Source organism: Brumimicrobium sp. (assembly GCF_048268645.1).
In the GTDB taxonomy this organism is placed as follows: Bacteria; Bacteroidota; Bacteroidia; order Flavobacteriales_D; family Crocinitomicaceae; genus Brumimicrobium; species Brumimicrobium ulvae.
The window spans coordinates 695,946-716,292 of the sequence record NZ_JBLWVE010000001.1; the positions used below are offsets into that span (position 1 = coordinate 695,946).

General features: G+C 35.8%; 19 protein-coding genes. 6 read left to right on the forward strand and 13 right to left on the reverse strand.

Annotated features, from left to right (window positions below; translation table 11 throughout):
• Window positions 1-2 precede the first annotated feature (2 nt).
• From ACN0U3_RS02895 to ACN0U3_RS02915, 5 genes are all read right to left on the reverse strand, one after another.
• Window positions 3-527, reverse strand: coding sequence for a hypothetical protein (locus tag ACN0U3_RS02895; protein ID WP_417265066.1), 525 nt, complete (start codon window positions 525-527; stop codon window positions 3-5).
• 129 nt (window positions 528-656) lie between these two features.
• Window positions 657-1,610 (reverse strand): hypothetical protein, encoded by a 954-nt coding sequence (locus tag ACN0U3_RS02900; RefSeq protein ID WP_417265067.1) that lies wholly within the window; start codon window positions 1,608-1,610, stop codon window positions 657-659.
• Between the two features lie 28 nt (window positions 1,611-1,638).
• The gene (locus ACN0U3_RS02905) at window positions 1,639-2,673 is read right to left on the reverse strand and encodes a hypothetical protein (RefSeq protein ID WP_417265068.1); all 1,035 of its coding nucleotides are present in this window, start codon (window positions 2,671-2,673) and stop codon (window positions 1,639-1,641) included.
• Window positions 2,674-2,688: 15 nt separating this feature from the next.
• Window positions 2,689-3,849 carry a restriction endonuclease subunit S gene (locus ACN0U3_RS02910; RefSeq protein WP_417265069.1) on the reverse strand — a complete coding sequence of 387 codons (1,161 nt, stop codon included), beginning with the start codon at window positions 3,847-3,849 and terminating at the stop codon, window positions 2,689-2,691.
• A complete protein-coding gene (locus ACN0U3_RS02915; protein WP_417265070.1) occupies window positions 3,846-5,348 on the reverse strand; it encodes a type I restriction-modification system subunit M in 1,503 nt (500 codons plus the stop codon). Before ACN0U3_RS02915 ends, ACN0U3_RS02910 begins: the two co-directional genes overlap by 4 nt.
• Window positions 5,349-5,539: 191 nt before the next feature.
• Between ACN0U3_RS02915 and ACN0U3_RS02920 the strand changes: the two genes are divergently transcribed.
• On the forward strand, window positions 5,540-6,358 hold the full coding sequence (locus tag ACN0U3_RS02920) for a hypothetical protein (protein WP_417265071.1): 819 nt from the start codon (window positions 5,540-5,542) through the stop codon (window positions 6,356-6,358).
• Window positions 6,359-6,680: 322 nt separating this feature from the next.
• On the opposite strand, the gene ACN0U3_RS02925 is transcribed toward ACN0U3_RS02920, so the two are convergent.
• The 5 genes from ACN0U3_RS02925 to kdsB form a co-directional block, all read right to left on the reverse strand.
• A complete protein-coding gene (locus tag ACN0U3_RS02925; protein WP_417265072.1) occupies window positions 6,681-6,800 on the reverse strand; it encodes a GIY-YIG nuclease family protein in 120 nt (39 codons plus the stop codon).
• A 344-nt stretch (window positions 6,801-7,144) separates the two neighbouring features.
• Window positions 7,145-8,245 (reverse strand): endonuclease, encoded by a 1,101-nt coding sequence (locus tag ACN0U3_RS02930; RefSeq protein ID WP_417265073.1) that lies wholly within the window; start codon window positions 8,243-8,245, stop codon window positions 7,145-7,147.
• A gap of 124 nt (window positions 8,246-8,369) precedes the next feature.
• Window positions 8,370-9,572, reverse strand: a complete 1,203-nt coding sequence (locus ACN0U3_RS02935; RefSeq protein ID WP_299206404.1) for an aminopeptidase C — start codon at window positions 9,570-9,572, stop codon at window positions 8,370-8,372.
• Between the two features lie 24 nt (window positions 9,573-9,596).
• Window positions 9,597-10,802 carry an SPOR domain-containing protein gene (locus ACN0U3_RS02940; RefSeq protein WP_299206406.1) on the reverse strand — a complete coding sequence of 402 codons (1,206 nt, stop codon included), beginning with the start codon at window positions 10,800-10,802 and terminating at the stop codon, window positions 9,597-9,599.
• A gap of 174 nt (window positions 10,803-10,976) precedes the next feature.
• Window positions 10,977-11,702 (reverse strand): 3-deoxy-manno-octulosonate cytidylyltransferase, encoded by a 726-nt coding sequence (gene kdsB / locus ACN0U3_RS02945; protein WP_299206408.1) that lies wholly within the window; start codon window positions 11,700-11,702, stop codon window positions 10,977-10,979.
• 198 nt (window positions 11,703-11,900) lie between these two features.
• Here kdsB and dprA point away from each other — a divergent pair, with 198 nt between their 5' ends.
• The 3 genes from dprA (at window position 11,901) to ACN0U3_RS02960 (ending at window position 14,509) form a co-directional block, all read left to right on the forward strand.
• Complete coding sequence (gene dprA, locus ACN0U3_RS02950; RefSeq protein WP_417265074.1) at window positions 11,901-13,013, forward strand: DNA-processing protein DprA; 1,113 nt, start codon at window positions 11,901-11,903, stop codon at window positions 13,011-13,013.
• Between the two features lie 105 nt (window positions 13,014-13,118).
• On the forward strand, window positions 13,119-13,358 hold the full coding sequence (locus ACN0U3_RS02955) for a hypothetical protein (RefSeq protein WP_417265075.1): 240 nt from the start codon (window positions 13,119-13,121) through the stop codon (window positions 13,356-13,358).
• 5 nt (window positions 13,359-13,363) lie between these two features.
• Window positions 13,364-14,509, forward strand: a complete 1,146-nt coding sequence (locus ACN0U3_RS02960) for a T9SS type A sorting domain-containing protein (RefSeq protein WP_417265076.1) — start codon at window positions 13,364-13,366, stop codon at window positions 14,507-14,509.
• A gap of 135 nt (window positions 14,510-14,644) precedes the next feature.
• Here the strand turns inward: ACN0U3_RS02960 and ACN0U3_RS02965 are convergent, their stop codons facing one another.
• The 3 genes from ACN0U3_RS02965 to ACN0U3_RS02975 all read right to left on the reverse strand — a co-directional run bounded on the left by ACN0U3_RS02965 (window position 14,645) and on the right by ACN0U3_RS02975 (window position 17,524).
• Window positions 14,645-15,058: a BrxA/BrxB family bacilliredoxin gene (locus ACN0U3_RS02965; RefSeq protein WP_299206412.1), complete on the reverse strand. Its 414-nt coding sequence runs from the start codon at window positions 15,056-15,058 to the stop codon at window positions 14,645-14,647.
• A 96-nt stretch (window positions 15,059-15,154) separates the two neighbouring features.
• Window positions 15,155-16,204, reverse strand: coding sequence for an NAD(P)/FAD-dependent oxidoreductase (locus ACN0U3_RS02970; protein WP_417265077.1), 1,050 nt, complete (start codon window positions 16,202-16,204; stop codon window positions 15,155-15,157).
• A 15-nt stretch (window positions 16,205-16,219) separates the two neighbouring features.
• Window positions 16,220-17,524: a peptidoglycan DD-metalloendopeptidase family protein gene (locus ACN0U3_RS02975; protein ID WP_417265078.1), complete on the reverse strand. Its 1,305-nt coding sequence runs from the start codon at window positions 17,522-17,524 to the stop codon at window positions 16,220-16,222.
• A 207-nt stretch (window positions 17,525-17,731) separates the two neighbouring features.
• Here ACN0U3_RS02975 and purD point away from each other — a divergent pair, with 207 nt between their 5' ends.
• Window positions 17,732-19,006 carry a phosphoribosylamine--glycine ligase gene (purD, locus tag ACN0U3_RS02980; RefSeq protein ID WP_299206418.1) on the forward strand — a complete coding sequence of 425 codons (1,275 nt, stop codon included), beginning with the start codon at window positions 17,732-17,734 and terminating at the stop codon, window positions 19,004-19,006.
• Between the two features lie 39 nt (window positions 19,007-19,045).
• Entirely contained in the window at window positions 19,046-20,311 is a 1,266-nt protein-coding gene (locus tag ACN0U3_RS02985; protein WP_417265079.1) for a hemolysin family protein, read from the forward strand.
• The last annotated feature ends 36 nt before the right edge of the window (window positions 20,312-20,347 follow it).

Sequence of the window (20,347 nt, forward strand, 5' to 3'; positions counted from 1 at the left end):
CTTCAAAGTATTAATTCGTAATCTTCTTCTATTTCTATTTTTTTTCCATGAAAGCTTAGTTCTTTGTCTTTCATCGCTTCCTCAATGCATGAAGCAAGTTTGTTTGCCATTCTAAAGTATTGACGAACTACCTTACATTCTTCTGCTGTGATTCTACCTGATGTTTTTACCCCACCATTAAACAAAAACACAACTTCATCGCTTATGCGCATACAATACAAACGAAGGTTGTGATGATATTTGACATGTAGTTTTCTTTCATGTGATTTTAGTTTATTCCATTCTGGAGGAAGTGCTTCTGCTTTTCGTTCTTTTCTTGAAAAATAACGCTCAAGTGCTCCAATTTCATTTCCTAATCTTTTAATTAGTGACATTAAATCATTGTACTCATTGTGAACTTCTTTTAAACTCTTATGCTTAATAATAAACTTCTCAAATTCAGAATAATCCTCGTTTTCGAATTTTACCGTATAATAAGTTACCTTATTAAACGATTTAGCGGTTATGATGGTTGCAAATGTATTCACTTTTAAGTTAATTCCAAGAAAATTCACTTATAAGTTAATCTTCTTTGTGTTTATTTAACGATTGTACTTATATAAATATAACGAAAAAACTTAACATAAATTTGACTAACAATATTTTATCTCTATTAGTTACTCCCCTCCATCACCAAAATACTCAATTTCCCTATTTACAATAAAGTACTCACCTTTGTAAGTATGCACTATCTTTTTAATCCAGTTGTTCTGTGCATCAAATTCATAATCGTATTTCCAAGTAATCTGAGTTTGGTCTTCCATATCATATTCATTAATCTCAACTTCAACACCATTCTTATATTCATAGGTTATTTTGCCTTCTAATTCTCCTTCAAAATAGTTTTCCCAAAGTGTAAACACAAGTTCATTATCGGAATATTGATGAATTTCATTTTCAATTAATCCATCCACATTGTCCATCCATTTTTTATTGATGATCCTACCATTTGTGTCATATTCATACCAATACCATTCTTTATAATCATCTATTGTTGTTTCCTCTTTTTGGAGAAGGCCTTTTTTATTGTAAGTATAACTTGTTTTCGAACTATGTCCATCCTTCATGTTGTTCGCAATGCGATACTTTAAATTTCCATGCTCATCATATTCATACTTCACTAAAATCTTTTCTTTCTTGGCTAATTCATTAATATTCGTTGATTTTATCTCTTCTGGTGCTCTATCAAATATCTTAGCCTTGATCACCCTGTCTAAACTATCATAAACATAGGTTGATTTATGGTATTTTGTGGCCGATTGAATCAGATTACTGTCTTTGTAAATGTATTCATGTTCTCTTTCTAATTTTGCAGCTTTATCGTAGAATGAAATCTTAATGATCTTCCCATTTTTATTGAATTCAATAAATTTGTCCGCTTTCTCTACATCTTCCCAACCTTTTTCAATGATTTCATACCCTTCTGTTGTTTTCTCAGCCAAATACGAATCATACCGAACGGACTTTACATTTCCATTCAATTTATAGATTTCCTCAATTGTGTTTTCTTGACTGAAAATTAAGGTGATGTTGAGAATGAATAAGAGGGAGGTTTTGAGGTGTGTTTTCATGGTGTTTTTAGTTGTGTGGTATGCTAACTCAAAGTTTTAGAGCAATATCAAGTAAATAATTTTCCGTTGCTCTTGGTTTTACTAGTTTCGAGACATGGTATCTTGGTAATTTAAATTCACCAATTGCTTTTCCGTTTAAAGCGAAAATCTCTTTTCCAATTTTAATCAAACAATATCTCCCGTTCTTGTAATTCATTACTTTCACATTATCTACCAAGAAAGGCCAAGATTCATGTTCTGAAGAATTTATAATTTTTGATTTAGCGAGAAGTTTAATCTTGAAATATTTCATTTCGTTACTTCGCCAAGGCGTATATTCTTTTTGAGGGTTTATTTTAGGGATTAGATATTTTTTTACACCCAAATCTTCATCTTTTAACAATATAAATTTTGCGAAATCTCCAAAGTGTCTCTGACCTTCTTGTCCAAGACCGTGTGTAAAAAAGCGCGAAATAGCTCTAACGCCTTTTTCAATAGTTATTATTGTAGAATTAATTACAAACCTATCTTCTTCGTCATATGTTAATTTTGAGACATCAATATCATCAGAATAGGAAAAGATTAAAGATTTGAATTTTTCAAAAGAGTTATTTTCTTGTTTCTCTTTTTTTACAATTGTATCGATATAGTAATAGCGCTGAAATTTTGAGAAATCAGTAATTACTTCAAGAAATGTATTAAAACGGGTATCATTTTTTAGATAATCTAAATCTTCAAGTACCATTGGTGTTTTATTCATTACCTCAACTCCTTCTGAATAAGAAACAAGATTTTCTACCATTTTCTTAATCCCATGACCATTATCAAATTGACCGAAATAATTCTTTTTTCCTTCTGTTTGTGGAAACTCCCCTGTAAGATGTTTCTCTTTGAGTAGAAGTAATATTTTGACTAATCTTTCGAAGCCAGAAGACAACAATTGTAAAGAGACATGGTTACTTGAAGTAGGAGAAGTTTGATTGTCAAGTGTCTTTATACCTTCTTTAATAAATTTAAAGGAAGCTTCTATCTCCTCTCCAATAGCTGCAATTTTTTCTATTTCTAGGATGTCTTTAGACTTCATATTAATCAATATTTACTAAACTTTCAACTCCCCTTTAAATGCCCTTCCCAACAAACTATTAAACAATTCCTCCGCTTTTTCTAAACTCTCTTGGGCTTGTGCTTTTTGTTTAATTATTACTTTTAAACTGACCTCAAATTTGTTTTGTAACTCTATAGGTGGAAGAATTATATTGAAACTTTTCATAATCGAAGAATTTAAATTAGGCTGAGTTCCATCTGGAGCTGTTTCTCTAAAATATCTCGTAATTGAGTTTAGTGCCTTTAATAAAAAAAGCTCATTTAATACAGTGTCATCTAATTCAGAAAATGCTAACCAACCATCATGGATGCATCCTTCAAATTGTATAATTCTAGCAAATCCTAAACTTACACCACAATTTGCAAAAATTAAACTTCCTTTAGGTAACAAGCGAGTCTTTTTTAAGCCTTCTTCAATTATATGCTGTTTAGTTTTCTCTAAATATATGTCATCACCTTTAGTCGCATCACCAATTTTAATCCATGGATATTTACCTCCTAAGAATTTGTCAATAGGTCTTGGTGAGCCACCACGAACAATTTTCATCAATTCTCCCATCGGCTTCTTCTCCCATCCCTTCTCATTCACCACAGGATCCCCAAACATATCCAAAAACAAACTTTGCGTTAATTCATCGTATTTCTCAATGAGTGCCTTTGTTTTTTGACGGTAAGCATCTGCGGCATCAAGTATTGCGGCAATCTTTTTTTGTGTGGGGAGAGGAGGGAGAGGGATTTTTAATTCAGAAAGTTTTCCTTTGCTTATTATGGGTAATGTAGTTGAATGACTTTTACTTATTAAGGTTTCTTTAAGAGTTGTACAGTAATAATATCCATATTCTGGATCCACTTTATTCTTATCAAAAACTATACTATTGATTTGCTGATTTGTAGTTAGATCAGTCCCTGCAATTCCTACCTTGCCAATTGTTGCACCGATACAGCAGAGTAATGTCGCATTTTTAGGTATCACCCTTGATACTTCAAAACCAGATTGAGACAAATGTTTTTTGCTTTTATTAATCCACTTATTAGAGCCAAGATCTGCTGGTGAAACAAAAAGGTACATACCGTCATAGAAGTTTGAATTTTTCGTAGAGGGTGTTGAACCAGTTATTATCTCTGCTATTTCTTTAAATTTCACAACTTCCATCATCCCAACAAATTTTCTAATTCTTTCAATGCCTCAGTTCTTTCCTTATCCAATTGCTTGATGTCTGCAATGATTTCTGCAGGTGGTGCGTATTCAATTTCTTCGTACACAATTTCCTTGTAACGGTTGATGGATAAATCCCAATCGTTGGCCTTTATTTCGTCGAAAGGAACGAGGAAGGATTTGTCGGTGCGGCTACGCTTTTGTTCAGTTCCTCCCCCTTTATCCCCCTCCGAAGGGGGAAGTGCTCTGAAACGAGCTATAATGTCAGGAATATCGTTGTTCTTTATTTCTGCTCTTTTATCGTCTAAACTGTAGCCATCGGCTTCCATGTCGTAAAACCAAACATTGTCTGTTCCTCCAGAATTGGTTTTGGTAAAGAAAAGTACTGCGGTGCTTACTCCTGCATACGGTTTAAATACTCCACTAGGCATGGAAATTACTGCGTCTAATTTGTGTTGTTCAATTATTTCCTGACGAATGGCTTTGTGGGCCTTTGAACTTCCAAATAACACTCCATCTGGAACGATAACCGCTGCTCTTCCACCTGTTTTCAGCATTCTTAGCATTAAACTCAAAAAGAGCAATTCTGTCTTTTTGGTTTTGGCTACGCTCAATAATGAAGGTTCTACACCGTCGTAGTCTAAACTGCCTTTAAAAGGAGGATTGGCTAGAATCAAAGAATACTTTTCGGTGATTTTATTGGCTTCGCTGAGTGCATCAACGCCAATCAATTCAGGATTTTCAATTCCGTGCAATTGTAAGTTCATCGCACCAATTCGCAACATGGTATTGTCGAATTCTAATCCGTTAAACATTTTATTATTGAAATGGTCACGAAAATTTTGGTCCATAAACCAATCATCATGATTTTCATACAAATATTCTCCCGTAGAAACCAAGAATCCAGCAGTTCCACAAGAAGGATCACAAATTACATCGTCTTTTTTGGGTTGTACCATATCTACCATCATACGAATGACATGACGAGGTGTACGAAATTGTCCGTTTGTTCCTGCAGAAGCAATTTTAGAAAGTAAATATTCGTATAAATCTCCTTTGGTATCGCGGTCATCCATTTTGATTTTATCAATCATTTGCACCACTTGGTCCAACAGTTTTGGTGTTGGAATCATAAAAGTTGCCCCTTTCATGTACTGCGCAAACACACCTGCTTTTGCACCGAGTTCTTTCATGTGATCAAAAACGGTAAGCGGTCTATCTTCTGTCGTTTTAGTGAAAAGATTGAACATGGTTTCAGATTCCAAATTCTTGAAATAATTCCAACGCAGTTCACGCTGTTCTTTCGTAAAAAAAGCGTTTTTAACTTCACCGCCAATCATGTTGGCTTTCTTTTCCTCTAGCAATTGTCTTTCATCCAATCGACGAATAAAGAGCAAGTAAGTAAACTGCTCAATAACAGTCATCGGATTGGAAACTCCTCCAGTCCAGAAAGCTTCCCATATTTTATCAACTTGTGATTTTAATTCTCCTGTGATCATAATTTATGCTAATGTATTATTGAGGTAAAGTGGGTTTGTTTCATCAAAATGTAGGTAGTTGTGAAAGTTAGCTCTCAAATATAAGGATTTATCTCGATAAAAGTAATGGCCTAAAACATTATTGTAGTTGAACCAAATTATTAACTTCGTTGAGCTCGCAAGCTCGGTTCCCGTAATTTTACAAACTAATTATGCGTTTACTTCAATATCTAATATACAGCAACATTTTAATCAGTATTTCAGCTGGATCTTTGGCCTATGCTTGCGCTGTAAAATTGGGAAATCCGCATGATGTTGGAATTGGCTTTACCGTGTTTTTTGCTACCCTTTTCATTTATAACATTCAACGCATTCTTCGTTTGGGAGAAATAAAAATTAAATCTTCTGAACGGCATGTTTGGTTAGAAAATCACACTTTTTTGATTAAAATGCTAGCTTTAATTGGAATTATTGGATCGGTGGCGATCTATTTCGCAGTTTTAGGTTGGAATATCGACTTTTGGTTTCTCGCTTTTAGTGCTGTGATAGGTGTGCTTTACGCCATGAAAATTCATCCGAAGTCTATGGCACTGCGCGATATTCCTTATGCTAAGATTTATCTAATTGCAGTACAATGGGTGCTTGTTTCTGTTTATTGGCCGTATATGCGAATTGCAGAAACGACGGATTTCCCAATGGGTTTAGGATTGTCCATCTTCTTCTTTATTCTCGCAGCAACAGTTCCTTTTGATATCCGGGATTTGGTCTATGATGGAAAACACAAATCCACCATTCCGCAAATTTTAGGTGTGAAAGGAGCGAAGATTATTGCACTATTATTTTTGATTTTAAGTGCCTTGAGTTTGTACTGTTCCTTCCCAACGGTGATTAGTTTTTGGTGGTTTTATCTTTGTTATTTGGTTTTAGCAATCCTAATTATTGGTAGTCGAACCGAACGCCACGAAATGTATTATTCTGGAATCATTGATGGTTGGATCATCGTTTATGCTTTGCTTGTTTATGTTTTGTAATGATGCTTTATAAGGAGGATTGGATTTAATCACCGCACGGTTCTCGATACACCTTCACTTTGTTACGGCACTCGAACTGACGTGCTGATGAACCTTCGTTGACTTCGACTATCGCTTAGTCACCGCAGGCACTCGAAAAGACGTAATTACTTTTCTCAAAATCTTTTTTAGCTAAATTCGGTAGATCCTCTATCCGACCATCAATTAAAGCCTCTTTTTTGCCTTTCGACCAACTTTTTATTTGCTTTTCTCGGTTAATGGTATCGTAGATATTGGTAAAAGAGGTGTAATACATCAACTCTATTGGTCGTTTGTAAAAAGTTTAAGATTTAGGATTTAAACCTGAATTATGCTCATAACGTCTACGATTTAAATTATTTGTCATTCCTGTGTAATAGCTTCCATCACAACATCTCAATATGTATAAAAATGATTCTTGCATATACTGAAGTTAATGAAAAGTTTGTATCGTTCCCGTCAGTTCGAGTGATTTTATGTAGAGAAACGAAATAAAATTGTATTGTTCCCGTCAGTTCAAGTGATTTTATGTAGAGAAACGAAATAAAATTGTATCGAGAACAGACAAAGAGAGGTAAAACACGAAGTGCTTTTCAAACTCCGCACGGTTCTCGATACACCTCCGCTGCGCTTCGGTACTCGAACTGACGTGCTGATACACCTCCGCTGACTTCGACTGTCGCTCAGTCACCGAAGGCACTCGAACTGACGTGCTGAAACAAGGTTAGGGCAGAACTGACGTGCTGATACCTCTGGTACAAAATAAAACTAGTTTTTTATCACCGTCAAATACCCATAAATCGCTAAATGGTCTGAATAACCGCCAAGATATCTTGGTCCACCATAGGTCTTGTTGGGTGTTTTGTCGCCGCTATCAAAGAAGTGCATGAACTTATCGTCATTTACAATATGAGCCTTACCGCCTTTAATTTGTAAACCTTTTCCTGGGTTGACTAAACTCGGTGAAACAATAAATTGATCTAACATTCCCCAATCACCACGGTAGTTATAAGTTCCAAGGCCTTGCTCATGTAGTGGCAAAGTTAAGTTGACAAAATGATCTTCTTTTTCAGAATGACCAGCACCCAAAACTTCACGAATGGATTTATTATTTGGATAATCGTTAAAATCACCCATAATAATGATTTTAGCGTTTGGGTTTACATTGCGAATTGAATCTGTTTTATACAGCAGTGTCTTTGCGGCGTTTATTCTTTTGTATTCACTTTCTTTCGCTCCTTTTCTTCGAGACGACCAGTGATTTACAAATAAGTGTAAGTCAACACTGTCCTTAATCAATCCCTTCACATATAAAATATCACGTGTTTTGTAATTTGGTTCCTCAGGAATTGACAAATCAATGGCTTCTTCATATTGAACCATGAATCTGTCGTGGTCATAGGCCAAAGCAACGTCAATTCCTCTAACATCTGGAGCGTCATGATGGACAACACGGTATTTCGTTTCCGCCAAACGTCCAGTTTTCATTAAGTCCAATACCACAAAACGATTTTCTATTTCTGCAAATCCAACAAACAAGGGATTGTTTTTAGAAGGATGAGTTAAGACAGCGGCCAGTTTTTCTAGTTTGTCAGTGTATCTTTTCTGTGTCCATTGTTTTTCGCTATCAGGAAGAAAGGCGTCATCCAAGGTTTCAGGATCATTAATCGTATCAAAAAGATTTTCGACATTGTAAAACATAAAAGGCCTGTCCTCGAAGGATTCCAAAAGTTCATGAGGATAGCGTAAATCATCATTTTCAATGTTAACGACTTCCTTGTTCTCGTTTCTTTTTTCACCATTAGCACATGAAGAGAAAAGTGCCAAAGCAAGTAATGAGAAAATCGTATATGTTTTTGTAATTGTCATCTTTTTATTGAGTTACAGTAATCATTTTTACTTCCTCCATTAACTGTCGAATGAATTAAGAGGGGGAGAAGTTAGCTTGAAAAACATTATTAATGTGATAAATCTGATTTTATAAATTTACGACCTATTTCTTTAAACTTTTCATCAACTTCTTTGGAAGTGCGTCCTTATGAAGGTAAACGTTGATTGTTTTTAATTTGAAGTAATTTTCAGAAACATAAAGGTATCCTTGAGGGTAGTTTCCTGTTCCCCAAGAGTTTTTCACTAAGAAATAACGTGTTCCGTTTGCTTCTTCGTATAAACCTGTGATGTGCATTCCGTGATCATCTGTAGTTGTTTTATTTTCGTATCCTTCTTGACGCATTTCTGGAGTAACCGTAATTTCTTTAACAGGAGTTAAGAAAGCATCAGATTCTTTGTCTGCTCCAGCATCGGAGAAATTAGAATTGTCACGACCTTTAACTTTAATCGTGCTTTCATCTTCAGGAACGATAGCTAAACCTTTCCCAAAGTTAAATCCTTTTTCAGAAACGTCAGACGCCCATGCAACAGTATATCCATTTTCTAGGGCATGAACAGTAGCTTCGAGTAATTCATCCATTGAAACGTTATGGCTTTTTCCCCATGCCCAGTTGTCTTGAATCATCAATTGAACTTCTTCGTGCATTGGGAAGTGAGTAAATGACGTTAAAGAAATGTACTCATCCATATTCAACTTTGTAGACTCAGCAAATGATCTTGGAGTATATTCTTTTCCTTCATAGGTGAATTTTGTTGGGTCTTCACCAAAATAAGCATCAAGAATTCCGTTAAGACCTAACTTCCAAGCGCTTGATAGTGGAGCGCTTCCTTTTCCTTGAACATAGTCTAAAACTCCACCCATGTACCCATTTAAACTTTTAAACACTTGTTGATGGTTGTGGCGATCGGTACCGTAATTTAATCCTTGGTAGACTTCGTTAGGTACTATTCCGTATCTTTCAAAAACATAAGGAATGTCATGAAAAGCCCCTCCTTCTGAAAAGTTGGCTTTACCATCCATTCTAATGTAATTTTCCGCTTTTCCTTCATAAGCTTTACGTGCAACATACATTTGAGATAAAATAGGCGGGTTTTTTATTCCTTTTCTAATCATTTCAGATTCAAAAAACGACAATGCAGAGAAGCTCCAACAAGTTCCTGTATATCCTTGAGACAATACAGGGGTAGCGTCTAAATGTGCAATTTTCGTGAAGGAATATGAGGATCCTTCGATGTTAGTTGTGTTTTGTCCATAGCTGAAAAGCCCTGCAGAAATAGCTACAAAGGCAATGATTATTTTTTTCATAAAAGTTTAATTTTGAGTATTATGTTATTTTTTAAGAACCCAAGAAGATAGGTTGGCATCGTTCAGTTGTTGACGCAAAGAGTTCATTTCGTTTCTTTTGTTTGTACCTCCTGCGGCAATTCGGTGCAATCCTCCTTTAACATCTACTTGATAAGCATCAAATCCTTGCGCTTTTAATTCCGCAATAAGTTCGCTTGCATTTTCTGCATTGCTGAAACATCCCACGATAGCGTGGTACTTGTTTTTGTTAGAAACAGCAGCCGTTTTGTGTTTAGAAACTTCCACATTTGAAAGTACTGCAGTTTCATCCGCAACCACTTTTCTTTTTACATGAACAAATAAATCATCGTCTAAAGGGTAAGCAAAAACAGGAGTTGTCGAGCTTAGGTTTTCAACGATTGAAGAAAGTGTATTTAAAGGTTGAACAGAATCTATGGTTAAAGGAGTTGGATTTACTTCTGGCGTGTATTTAAAGTTTTCATTCTTGTTGAAAGGATTGAAATCCTCTAAATAAACAACACCGGATTGTAGCACATCTGTTTTCATAGGAATCCAGTAACTATAAAACAATACTGGAACTAACGCTGCGACAGCAGTGTATTTGATTATTTTACTGATGAGTTTTCTTGAACTCTTCTCTGCTGTTGCAGGGTGTTGAATTTCTTTTACCTCCTCTTTTGCTTCAGTTTCTTCAGTAAGGGTTTGACCAATTACTTTTTCTACTGGCGAAGGTGTTTCAATGCTTGTTTTCTGTTCCGTTGATTTAGGCTCAGAAGTTACCACTGCAGATTTTGTTGTTTTTCTTTCTTCTTGCTCTGTTATAAATTGAACCGCACCTAAACCGTATGAGGATAAAAGTAAGTTGAAGAAACGGTCTTGCTCGAAAGCGATTTTACCTGCACTGTTGATGTACAAAAATCCAACATTGTGGAAATGTACCCTTTTTTCTTCCTTAAGACTCGCTTTGATTTGCTGAACCTCCAAAGCAATAAGCTGCTGAGCTTCATCAAAAGAAATATGCTTTTCCTTGGCCAAGTGATGAACAATTAAACCATCATTATTGCTCAAGTTTTTATTGAAACTTAGGGCTTTGGTTGGTGGAGTAATTAATCCATTTTTAACGTCAACTTTAGCAGATACATTATTTGCTACAAACCCTCCAAAGGAAGGGATGATCACGCAGTTGTTGCGTAAAAGTAAAGTACCGAGTATAGCATCCAAATGAGTCATAATAACAAATATACGGATTTTAAATTTTAAAGTTTCGCTTCGACGATGAAAAATGAAAGGATTCTGGTTTCAAAATTATAAATGATTGATAGCTTGTTTTTTGAAAGCGCTTAAAATACAATTTTTCTAGTGAAAGATAGCCGGTGAAATCAATTTTAACCTTTTGTTTATTGCTTACAGGGCTCTCAATTGCTTTAAAACGATCTCAACATCTTCTGGAGTGTCAATATTAGGCGTTTCGATTGGAGTTTCAATCACACGGATTTTATACCCATAGTACATCCATCTTAGTTGTTCTAAACTTTCAGTTTTCTCAAGATGAGTAGGTGCAAGGTGAACCAATTTGCTTAAGGTTTTTGTGCGAAAACCATAAAGGCCAATGTGCTTTAAGAAAGGGTAGTTTTCTTTGTTTCGTTCGAAAGGAATCGGACTTCTGGAAAAATATAAAGCATCAGATTGATGATCAACTACAACCTTAATTCTGTTCGCATCTTGAATGTCCAAGGAGGTTATTTTAGGAGAACCAAGCGTAGCAATTTCAACAGCCGAATCTTCGAATGCTTTTAATAACACACGCAATTGTTCAGCATCTACCAAGGGTTCATCACCTTGAATGTTGACTACAATATCAAAATCGGTGAAGCTTTCGATAACCTCTCCACATCGGTCCGTTCCACTTTCATGAGATGCTTTTGTAATGATGGCTTTACCGCCAATGGTTTTTACATGACTTGCAATGCGTTCATCATCTGTTGCCACCACAACTTCATCAAATTGATTGGAATTAAGAACACCTTCAAACACACGCTGAATCATTGACTTTCCATCGAGGTCAATTAAAGGTTTCCCTGGGAATCTTGAGGAAGCGTATCTTGCTGGAATTATGGCGAGCTTTTTCATGATGAAATTTTTTGTGTATTCTAATTGTGAATCAACATTGAGTTTGAAGCTACAACTTCACTATCTTGAATTCGCGGTTAAAGATATTATTTAAAATAAAAGTAGACTGAATCATTTGAGAAAAGAAAAGTCGCATTGTGTTTCATTTTAAGAATAAATTACTTTAACTTAGAATAACCTAAATGTAAAATAAAAATTTTGAAAAACAACCGCCTTAATCACCAAGTGGCACTCACCCTCATGGAGGGCATTGGTGTCAAAAACGCTAAAGTCCTATTGGCTTATCTCGGAAGTGTCGAGAATATATTCGATGCTACTATAAACTTGCGCACTGAAATTCCAGGTTTTGCAAAAGAACGTTTCAGAGAACTCAATAGAGATATCGCATTAGAGAAAGCAGTTTCAATTGTTGATTTTGTTCATAAGAATGGGATCGATACTACATTCTTTACGGATCAACATTATCCCCGACGACTCAAAGAGTGTGGAGATAGTCCTGTCTTGATGTATCACCGTGGAAATTTTGATTTTAATCCGAGGAAGTCAATTGCCATAGTTGGAACCCGGAACATGACCAGTTATGGGAAACAATTGATCAATGAGTTACTTGCTACCATTGCACCGTATAATGTTCAGGTGGTATCTGGCTTGGCCTATGGTGTTGACGGATATGCGCATACAAAGTGCCTAGAACTTGGCATTCCTACTATTGGAGTTTTAGGACATGGTTTAGATCGAATCTACCCTGTTCAGCATAAAAAACTTGCTAAAAAGATGGTGGAAACAGAAGGTTGTGGTGTGCTCACAGAGTTTCCACAAAACACCAAACCTGATAGGGAAAACTTCCCACAACGCAATCGAATAGTAGCGGGTATGACTGATGCAACCATTGTTGTAGAAAGTGGTGAAAGAGGGGGGTCGTTAATTACTGCTCTTTTAGCCAATGATTACAATAGAGATGTATATGCTTTTCCAGGAAATGTTGAGCGTCCTTTCTCTATGGGTTGTAACCATCTTATTGCCAGCGATAAAGCGCATTTGATCACCAGTGGAAAAGATTTAGTTCGTTTAATGGAGTGGGAAAAAGAATCCAATGAGAAAAGTGTTCAAACCAATTTATTTGAAGGACTTGAGGGAGATGAGAAAACCATAGTGACGACCATTAAAGAGTTTGAGAAAATTTCACTTGATGTGCTTTCTGTTCGATTAAAGAAGCCCGTACACCTATTGAGTAGTTTATTGTTGGGCTTAGAATTGAAAGGAATTGTAATGAGCTTGCCTGGGAAGAAGTATGCTTTGAGTCGATTGTAAGATCTATATCGCTAATTACACTTGTATATTTATTTAAAGAACTATTGATGAGTGCGTTATATTCCGAAAAGTGTTTTGTAACTTGCCTTTAAAAATAATAACACTATGAGAATTATAAAAATTACAATACTACTTTTAGTCGTTCAATGGTTTTACAGTTGGACTTCCTTATTTGCACAAAACACCTACAGATTAAAGGCTGTTCATGGCGAGGTTTCTGATGAAGCGGGTGCTTATGTCCCCTTGATTCGCTACGCTATTTATGGTCTTATGGAGAAGGTACAGGCTCAACAGATCACCATGAATATAGATTTTTATTTTTTGGGGCACATTATGATTATATAAAACCTGTGGCTGACTATGTAGAAAAAAAATTGTATTTAAGTGATGTAAAAACCAATAGTGTCAAATATAGATGGAATGAACTGGGGTATTATTTTAAAGAAATAGAAAAAACGTTTTATGAATTAGGTTTAAATGGTGAAGTGTTGAAGCGGGAATCATTATTCCTTAATTATCTAAATGAATGGAAACCAAATAAAAAATATGAATTTGAATATGCTGCGAATGGTGATCTTAATTCGGTTGAGTATTTTTTTTATACATTAGATGATGTATGGAAGCCCATTGTTAAATTAGAAATGGAGTACGATAACAACTCTAATATGATTGATGCAGTTCATTATGAGGGTATAGCAAATCAACAATGGCGACCTAAACTAAAAGATTCATTTATTTATAACGGTCTTGTTTTAGAAGAACGCTTGACGCAGGGATGGGATAGTATATCAAGTGAGTGGAATGCCCAACTAATGGACAGTACAGTGTATCACTATAATATTGAAGGTTTTTGTGACACGGTCTATAAGTATCAAAACTTGGATGGGAATGGGTTAGAATTACACTTTAAGAAAGTTTATTCGTATGATGTAAATGGTAACATTGTTGAATTTTACTTAAATCAGAAGGACGATTTAAACCAATCAATAGAACCTAGTTATCTTGCTGAGATAGCCTATGTTGATAATGTACCTACAGCGCTTGTAAGTTCAACTTGGGACGCTACAACAGAAGCGTTTAAGCGATACAGAAAAACTAATTTTATCTATAATGATCAATTATTGACCAGTGTATATTCAAATGAATGGGATGAATTAAGTAATTCCTGGGTTTTTGACAATTCTGAAGGTGGTCAGAGATTTACTTTCTATTATGAAGACATTTATACAACAAGCGGTGTCAATACTATAGAATCAGCAGCAGAATTTAAAATATTTCCAAATCCTAGTTCGGAAAAAATAAACATTGAGTTAGATGAAGGAAATATTGAGAATATTGAAATAATAAATCAAGCGGGTGAAGTTGTCTTTAGTAATCAAGATCCAATTCAAGCGAAAATATTGACGGTACCTGTGGGGTATTTGGAGTCAGGAGTTTACTTTGTAAATATTCACTCAGGAAATCAATTAGGTACAAAGAAAATCATTGTCAAATAGTATCTCTTTCAAACAGTTTTTGGAACTTCTACTTATCATAGACTTCCATTAAATTCGTGGTAAAACCAATTTATTAGAAACAAAAAGAGGTGACTCACATGAATCACCTCTTTTTGTATGTGTGCTTAAAGTTAACTAAGCGAATTCTTTATAAGCTTCTTGAAGATTGTCAGAAATCATTTGAGCAGTAACACCCTCAATGTGGTGACGCTCTAGGAAGTGAACTAATTTACCATCTTTAAATACTGCTACTGAAGGCGAAGACGGAGGGTAAGGCAAAAAGTATTTTCTTGCTTGGTTTGTAGCTTCACCATCAACACCTGCAAAAACAGTTGCCAAAGCATCTGGTTTTACCTCTCCTTTTAGAGATTCTTTTACTCCAGGACGCATATTGCCTGCAGCACAACCGCATACGCTGTTGACTACCATTAATAAAGTTCCTTTTGTGTTTTTTATGATGTTATCTACTTGTTCTGGTGTTGTTAAATCTTCAAAGCCCACTGAAGTTAAATCTTCTTTCATTGGAGCTACTAATTCTGCTGGATACATAATTTTAAATTTTATGATTCATATTTCTATACAAAGGTAACAAGCAAAGTTTGAAAATGTTGGAAATTTGATTTAATTTTTAATTCCTGAGTAAACTCATTTTTTATAATGCTTCTTGTAAAACCTTTGAATATTAACTTCTCTATCAAGTTCCCCTTGGCCAACGATGAAATTGATGAATTCAATGGCAAAGTAAGGAGCAATCATATAACCTTTTGCGCCCATTCCATTGAAAATGTAAAGCCCTTTTAGTTCGGGATGTTCTCCAATCATTGGACGCCGGTCTGCTGCAGCTGGACGAATGCCTGCTTCATGATCAATAATTTTGATTGAAACATCGCTTAATCCTTTATAGGTTTCTAAAAGCTCATCTTTTGCTTCTTGAGTGATAGAAGGGTCTTTAGTGTTCCATTTGTAGGTAGACCCCAATTTAAAATTATCATATTGTGTAGGTAAAAGAAAACACTTTCGATTCAATATTTCATCTTTTTGAAAAATATCCGATTCGATGGTGAGCACTTCTCCTTTCGCATTCTTAAAAGGAAGATAATTGAAGAAAGGATTGTCTTCCCCGCGATAACCTTCAGCAAAGATGAGGTGTGTAAATGTTTTACCTTGATAGGTTTTGGATTTTATGTCTAATTCATCAAAATTAAAGGAAGCGTATTCGAGTTTCTTATTTTGAAGAAAGTATTCGTGGTTGTGCTGCATAAATTTTTTAGCGTCAACATATCCTGGCGTGTTGATGAATGCATTTCCAAAAGTGTCGTGAAAATAATCAGGAGTGTCCTCCACAGACTCAACAGGATTTACATAGGCCGAATATTCCGCTTCAGCTAGCCGTTGAATCCAAAGTTCTCTTTCATGTGCCGAGGCAAAAGCGCGTCTCAATTTTATGGGAAAGAAGAATCGATGACCGATTTTGTTTTCAATCTTCGGATAAAATGACTTTAGAGTTGGAATTAGTTCATCGCCTTTCCAGGTTTTAATCATACGCCGGAAAGTCATTGGGTTAATCATTCCTGCGGCTACTTTTGAACTGTAGTTGACGTTCTCGTCTATGATTCTAAAATCTATTTTATGATTCTCTAATTCATGCGCTAGGCAAATTCCGGATAAACCACCACCTACAATTATTACTTTCACGCGTATTGAATTAAATTATGCTTCAGGCGCTGTTTCAGCGCTCTGCTTTAATTTTGTGATTTCAGACTCTAATCTTTCTTTTAGCGGCGAAATATGTTCTAAATACAAAGGTTTGACCTCCTCTTTCATCGGTTCTGACTTAGGGAATTTCTCAGCACGATGATTGATTTGTTTTCCGTTTTTCCAGAATCGATAACAAACATGTGGACCTGTTGCTGCTCCTGTTGAACCAACATATCCTATAACATCACCTTGCTTTACACGTACACCTTCTCTAATGCCATCGGCAATTTTACTCATGTGTAAATATTGTGTGTCGTAAGTTTTGTTGTGGCGAATCTTTACATAAATTCCATTTCCACGACTACGAGAAGCCCTTGAGATTGTTCCATCAGCAGTAGCCAAGATGGGGGTCCCTGTTGGAGCTGCATAATCTGTCCCTAAATGGGGTCTTCTTGTTTTGTAAATTGGGTGAAGTCTGTTCATGTTAAACGAAGAACTGATTCTAGAAAACTTGAGGGGTGACATTAAGAAAGGTCGTTTCATTTCATTTCCTAGTTGATCATAAAACCCAGAAACTTCACCTGTAGAATCGGTATAGTTAAAAGCATATAGACCTTGGTCTGCATGTTCAAACCATACATAATTAATTTTGTCAACTGCATAAGGTTTTCCATCAACGCTTTTCTCATCATAAACCACAACGAATTTATCACCAACCTGAAGTTTAAAGAAGTCAACACTCCAAGCATAAATCCCTTCGATAGCATCAGTGAGTGAAGCGGTCATCATATAGGATTCAAAATTCTTACCCATTTCAACAGAGAGGTTCGAGTTTTTCTGGATGACACCACTCACCATCTTTTCCTTAATTTCTACAGGTCGAAACTCTTTTTTAACTTGTACAGAATCTGTACTAAAATCAAATGAGATGTAAGAAAAAGCATCCGGTTCATAAACCAAGTAGGTTGGTGTGTCCTTGTTTCCTTTTTTCGCTTTAAAAGTTGTGAACGGCTTTCCAGCTACGATATATTTTAATCCAATTAAGCTGTCTTTTAAATTTTCAGCGGTTGTATTGATGGTGTGCTGGTCGATTTCAAAATTAGCAAATAAATTGTTCCAAGTCCAACCTTTTTTTACCGTATCAAAATGCACTTCGTATTCCGCTAGGTCAAATCCAAAAAGTAAGTTTTTTTCAACCTGAACTGTGTCCTGATTTTCTATTCGGGTTAATTCATTTTTAGCTTGCTTACGTTGACCGCAAGAAGTGAAAAAGAGTAAGCTAAAAAGGATAAAAGTAAATGTGCACAAACTTTTCATTACAAGATTTTTTTCTGGTTCTCAACACTACGGTTAAAATGACGATTTATTTCATATTTAACTATAGTTATAGCAGTTGAAAACTATGAATTTGCGAACAAATTTAATGACTTTATACTGTTTATCGTATTATAATTGTGAAAAGTTACAAAGTTATTGAGTTCTATACTCTCGAAATATTAACTTTGCAGCTCAAAATAGATAGCAATGAGAATATTACTTTTAGGTTCAGGAGGAAGAGAGCATGCTTTAGCATGGAAATTATCAAGAAGCAGTGCTTTAGATTCTCTTTTTATTGCGCCAGGTAATGCTGGAACGCGAGCCTTCGGCGACAACATATCAATTGATCCTTGTGATTTTGAGGCAGTGAAAAAAACGGTGCTTGAAAAAAACATTAACATGGTTGTAGTGGGACCAGAAGCTCCACTTGTAGCCGGGATTGCTGATTTTTTTAAAGCAGATGAAGCGCTTTCTAAAGTGGCAGTAATTGGCCCAAATAAAGAAGCTTCTCAATTGGAGGGGAGTAAAGATTTCGCTAAAGATTTTATGAATCGCCACAACATTCCAACGGCAAAACATAAAACATTTACCAAAGCTACAATTAAAGAAGGTTTTGCCTTTTTGGACGCTTTAAAACCACCTTATGTATTAAAAGCGGATGGCTTAGCAGCAGGAAAAGGAGTGTTGATTCTTGAAGATTTACACGAAGCGAAGAAAGAGTTTTCATCCATGTTATTGGACAATAAGTTTGGTGGAGCTGGAGCGAAAGTAGTGATTGAAGAATTTTTAAAAGGAGTAGAGATGTCTTCTTTCGTTTTGACTGATGGAGATGGTTTTAAAGTCCTTCCAGAAGCAAAAGATTATAAACGAATTGGAGAAGGAGATACAGGACTTAACACAGGAGGGATGGGTGCAGTTTCTCCAGTCCCATTTGCAGAAGGGAAGTTCTCAGATAAAGTATATAACCAAATAATTGTACCAACCATTAAGGGGTTAAAAGCTGATGGAATTGAGTACAACGGATTCATTTTTATTGGAATTATTAATGTTGGTGGAGAACCTTATGTAATAGAATACAATTGCCGCTTGGGAGATCCTGAAACAGAAGTTATTTTACCCAGATTGAAATCAGACTTAGTGGACTTATTTGAAGGTGTTGCTAGCAAAACGCTTTCAGAGCGTGATGTTGAATTGGACCCACGTTCTGCAGTTACTGTGATGATGGTTTCTGGTGGTTATCCTGAGAAATATCAAAAAGGAAAAACAATCTACGGTTTAAATGCGGCTACTGAAAGTTTAGTATTTCATGCGGGAACAGCGGCGGATGGTCCAGCGGTAACAACAGCAGGAGGCCGTGTCTTGGCTGTAACTTCTTTCGGGAAAGACATTGAATCAGCAATTGAGACTACGTATAGCAGTATAAAAAATATTGAGTTCGAAGGAGCGTACTATCGAAAAGATATTGGGCAAGACTTATTATAGCCCATTATTTTTTTTAAATTTAGTACCTTAATATTAAATATGGACCCCGCGAGTATAATTATCATCATTATCGCCATCACCGCTTCAGCCTTTTTTTCTGGTATGGAGATCGCTTTCTTGAGCGCCAATCGTTTAAAAATTGAATTGGACAATAAGAAAGGTTCCTTTTCAGGGAAAATCCTGTCAAACTTCGTGAAGAATGATAGTCGATTTATTGCGACTATGCTTTTGGGGAATAACATTGCATTGGTAGTGTATGGGATTTGGATGGCACAATTGATGGAGCCATGGATTGCACCAATGGTTGGGCAGAGCGAAGTCGCTACTTTGTTGGTTCAAACTGTATTGTCAACACTTCTAATACTTGTAACGGCAGAGTTTTTGCCTAAAGCAACATTCCAAATTAACCCCAATAGAGTGTTGCAATTACTTTCATTTCCATTGATGGTAATTTACGCCCTTTTATATCCATTAACCATTTTTACAATGACCATCAGTAATGGTGTTTTGCGTTTATTCGGCATGGATACCTCAAATGGAGAGGTCGCCTTTTCCAAAATAGACCTTGATCACTATGTGCGAGATCTTAACGAAAGAATGGAAGAAGAGGGAGAGTTAGACAATGAGATGCAAATTCTCCAAAATGCAATAGGGTTTTCTGAGGTTAAGGCCAGGGACTGTATGATCCCAAGAACAGATATTATTGCTTTAGATATTGAAAGCTCAATCGAAGAATTAAAAAATATATTTATAGATACAGGTTTGTCTAAGGTGTTGATCTATAGAGATACCATCGATAATATAATTGGTTACGTTCATAGTTTTGAACTTTTTAAGAAGCCCAAACGCATTAAAGAAATTCTAATTCCGATTGCCTTTGTACCAGAAGCTGTTTTGGCCAAAGATTTATTGGAATTATTCGCTAAACAACATGGGAATATCGCTATTGTTGTTGATGAATATGGAGGAACATCTGGTTTAATTACAATTGAAGACGTTGTAGAAGAGATTTTTGGTGATATTGAAGATGAACATGATGTCGACGAATTGCTTGAACAACAGGTCGATGAAACGACTTACTTATTCTCTGCCCGTCAAGATATTGACCATCTGAATGAAGCTTATGGCTTAGACCTTGAAGAGTCTAGTGAATATGAGACCTTGGGGGGCTTGGTGCTACATTATTTAGAGTCTATTCCTGAAGAAGGAACCATCCTAGAACTGGAGAAATACAGCATGAGAATAGAAGCTGTTACCGACCGAAGAATTGAAGTTATTCGTCTTAAGATTCTTACAAATCAGTAAGAATGAATTTTTATGCTGCTTTATCCTTTCATATTT